The sequence below is a fragment of the Streptomyces sp. NPDC043896 genome, from assembly GCF_056435605.1.
On sequence record NZ_JBWKEE010000058.1, the window covers coordinates 1 to 3,451 of the forward strand.

Here is a 3,451-nt window from a genome sequence, read left to right on the forward strand (position 1 = left end):
CTGTGTTCTTGCGTTTCCGACTCTATCAGACTCTTTCGTGTCCGATTTCCTCGGTGCTTTCGAGGTCCTGCGCTTTCGCGCTTTCCCTTTCCGGCGGTTCCGACTCTATCAGAAGTTTTCCACCGGATTTCCCGGCTTCAACGTTTCCGAATGGAGAGTCGAATGCACCCCACCCGGGAGAGATTCCCTGTGGAGTGGTGGCTGCCGAACTTGTCCAGTTCGAGGCAACCGTTTGACTCTACAACCCTGCCCCTGAGGTGTCAAAACGAGCTGGGCGCCTGGGGACCACCGCACACCCGCACACCTGGCTCCGCTCTGCTCCGAGCCGGGTCCGCCGGCGCTGAGGATGTTCACGCCCGAAGCCTCCAGGGCGGTCCGCGAGGACGACCGACAGCTCCGGGGCCGGGACGCTCGGGCTGTTAGCCTGCGGCCCGTGATCAACGGCGGCTTAACAGGTCGAATAGGCCGGATGGCGGGGGACAGCAGGCCGGAGCGCGTGCTGGTCGCCGCCACCTTCGTCAACCGGGTCGGCAATGGCCTGTTCAACGCGGCGTCGGCGCTCTACTTCACCTTGGTCGTGGGCCTGCCTGCGGTGCAGGTCGGCGCCGCACTCACCATCGCCGGAGCGATCGGCTTGTGCGCGGGGATACCCGGGGGTCACCTCGCTGACCGGCGCGGCGCCCGCGTGGTCATGATGCTGGCCCTCGCGGTCCAAGCGGTATCGATGGCGGCCCTCGTCCTCGTCGAGAGCTGGGCCGCGCTCACGATCGTCGCGACGGTCGACCAGATCGCCGCGGCGATCGGAGGGGCGGCGTGGGGGGCTCTGGTGGCCCGGGTCGGGGGTGAGCGACCGGCCATGTTCCGGGCGAAGCTGCGCACCTTCGTCAACCTGGGCGTCGTCCTGGGAACGGTGGGTGCCGGGCTGGCGCTGGCCGCCGGCACCCGCACCGCCTATGTCACGCTGATTCTCGGCAACGCCGGGAGCTTCGCCCTGTGCGCGGCGCTTCTGCTCCTGCTGCCCCGCTATCCGGTGCTGGCAGCGCCGCCGCGGCAGCGGCGCTGGCTCGTCTTCGCGGACCGTCCGTTCCTGATGTTCACCGCCCTCTACGGGGCCATGGGACTGCAGTACCCGGTGGTCTCCCTGCTCCTGCCGATCTGGATCTCCCAGCACACCGAAGCGCCGCGTTGGACGGTGGCCGCGCTGTTCGCGCTCAATTCCGTCTTCTGCGTACTGATGCAGACCAAGATCGGCTCTCGCATCGAGACCCCGTACGACGGCGGCAGGGCGTTGCGCACGGCGGGGCTGCTCTTCCTCGTCAGCTGTCCGATGATGGCGCTGGCGGCGTACGCCCCTGTCTGGGCGGCAGCAGGACTGGTCCTGGCGGCGATCTTCGTCCATAGCCTGGGAGAGGTCTGGGAGTCCTCGGCGTGCTTCGCCCTGGGTTTCGGTCTTGCCCCCGGCCATGCCCAGGGCCAGTACCAAGGTGTCCTCGGCCTCGGCTTCAACGCCGGCCAGGCTCTTGCTCCCGCGATCCTCACCACGGTGGTGCTGGGCCTCGGCACGGTGGGCTGGCTGCTGCTGGCGTTGTTCTTCGCAACGCTGGGTGCTGCCGGCCCCTCTCTTGCCCGCTGGGGTATGCGGACCCGGCCGCAGCCGGGCGTCGCCGCGGAGGCGAGCAGATGACCGCGGAGTACGTGCCAGGAGCCTTCCGCGCGGCACGGAACGGTGTGTATGCCTCGCGCGAACTCCGGGCCTGCGTAGGCGTATCCCCGCGTCTGCCCGCAGCAGACGTGCGGGGCTTACGAGCGCACGACGGCGCCGGTGGCCACGGGATCCGGGTGACGGGGGAAAGCCGGCAGTTCCGTCACGGCCGGGGACCCAGGTCGGCCCGGAGGACGGTGCGGGTGATCAGGGGGCGGTCCCGGAGGGCGAGGAGTTCGTTGGCGAGGTTCGCCGTCGCCAGGGGGCACAGGTCGCCCCGTGCCCTGATGCGGGCTGCCAGCAGGCCGCGGGGGACCGCGCCGGCGTCGAGGAGCGCGCGCCAGTCGTCCGGGCCGAGTTCCAGGAACTCCAGCTGCGTCAGCCCGGCGATCTCCAGCGGGTCGGCGAGCGTGCCGGGGGCCGCGGTCAGGGTTCGCAGGCGGGGCAGGCCGTTGAAGGGGGAGAGGCTGAGCGGTCTCCTCTCCCGGTGGCCGGTGGTGGGGAACGCCCGGGCCTCCCGCACCTCCAGGACCTCCAGGACCTCCAGGTCCGGGTGGGCGGCCGCCTCGACGCCTTCCGGGTCGCCGGGATCCAGCCGGACCACGGCCGGCGGCTGCTCGCCGCCCCGGACGCTCCGCCACCGCCGTCCCCGGCCCGTCACCAGGTCGGTGAGGGAGTCGGCGAGGAGTTCGGCGCCCAGGTACTGCTCGTGGTGGAGCATGATGATCTGTCCCATGTACCCGCCGGGACCGGGCGTGAGGTCTACGGCGATACGGTCGCCGCCCCCGCTGTCGCCGAAGACGAGCCAGCCCGGTGACCCGACCAGCCCCTGGACCGGCGCGTCGGCCGGGGTGACCACGGCCCTCGTCGCGGCGGCCTCCCAGTCCGCCGGACGGGAGGAGGCATCGGCGATGCGGAGGTCGTCCAGGGAACCCGGTTCGCATCCGACGGCCCGGAAGACGCGCATCGCCGTCCCGTACCGCTCGCGGTCCTGGTCGCCCCAGTCATCCCGGCGTGCCCGCGTGACGCGGTAGAGCGTCTTCAGCTCGTCCGGCAGTACGAGGCCGAGCCGCGCTTCCGCTGCGGTGATCTCCGCTTCCGTCGCCCCGATGGCATCCGGGAGCCGGCCGCGCAGTGTCCGTTCCAGTAGCGACGGATCCGCGGACGGCGCCGGCACCGCGCCCGGCATCGGGTCGGGCAGTCTGCGCCAGGGTTCGGGCAGCGCGTCCTGCACCAGGACCAGCGTCCCCTGGTGGGCGGTGGCGATCCCGCCCTCCACGGCTGGGCCGGTGCGGAGGACGTGGAGTACGGCCTTCCCGGCCGGCGAGATCTCCGCCGCGAACGAGACGCCGTGCGCGTCCGCGTCCGCGAGGGCCTTCTGCACTCCCCCCACCACCGCGGTGACGGCTTGCAGCTGCTGGAAGTCGGCCCTCCCCCGGCCCTGCCTCCGCCACGGCATGGTGAACCCGCCCTCGCGGTGGATGTGCCCCGAGACGTGTCCGCCGGCGGCCAGGGTTTCGGGGTTGGCCGCCCGGAGCAGCCGCAACACCGGCTCCCAGGTCTCGAGGTCGTGGAGCGAGGGCACGGGTTCCTCCGGGAGATCAGGGTTGACCCAGCCAAGGTGATCGGCGCGCGCGAGACAAGAGCCCGCCGAAAATGGCCCGTGAACGCAGAAAAGCCCCGCACCAGAAGGTGCGGGGCTTTCCCACAATGATTGTTCGGCGGCGTCCTACTCTCCCACAGGGTCCC

The 3,451-nt window shown here is 71.1% G+C and carries 2 protein-coding genes; one reads left to right on the top strand and one right to left on the bottom strand.

Going from position 1 to position 3,451, the window contains the following annotated elements:
- Nucleotides 1-433: 433 nt before the first annotated feature.
- Nucleotides 434-1,684, top strand: a complete 1,251-nt coding sequence (locus tag AC069X_RS37385; protein ID WP_478736074.1) for an MFS transporter — start codon at nt 434-436, stop codon at nt 1,682-1,684.
- 181 nt (nt 1,685-1,865) lie between these two features.
- Here AC069X_RS37385 and AC069X_RS37390 read toward each other — a convergent pair whose 3' ends face one another.
- Nucleotides 1,866-3,287 carry an SMI1/KNR4 family protein gene (locus AC069X_RS37390; protein WP_478736076.1) on the bottom strand — a complete coding sequence of 474 codons (1,422 nt, stop codon included), beginning with the start codon at nt 3,285-3,287 and terminating at the stop codon, nt 1,866-1,868.
- Nucleotides 3,288-3,451: the final 164 nt, after the last annotated feature.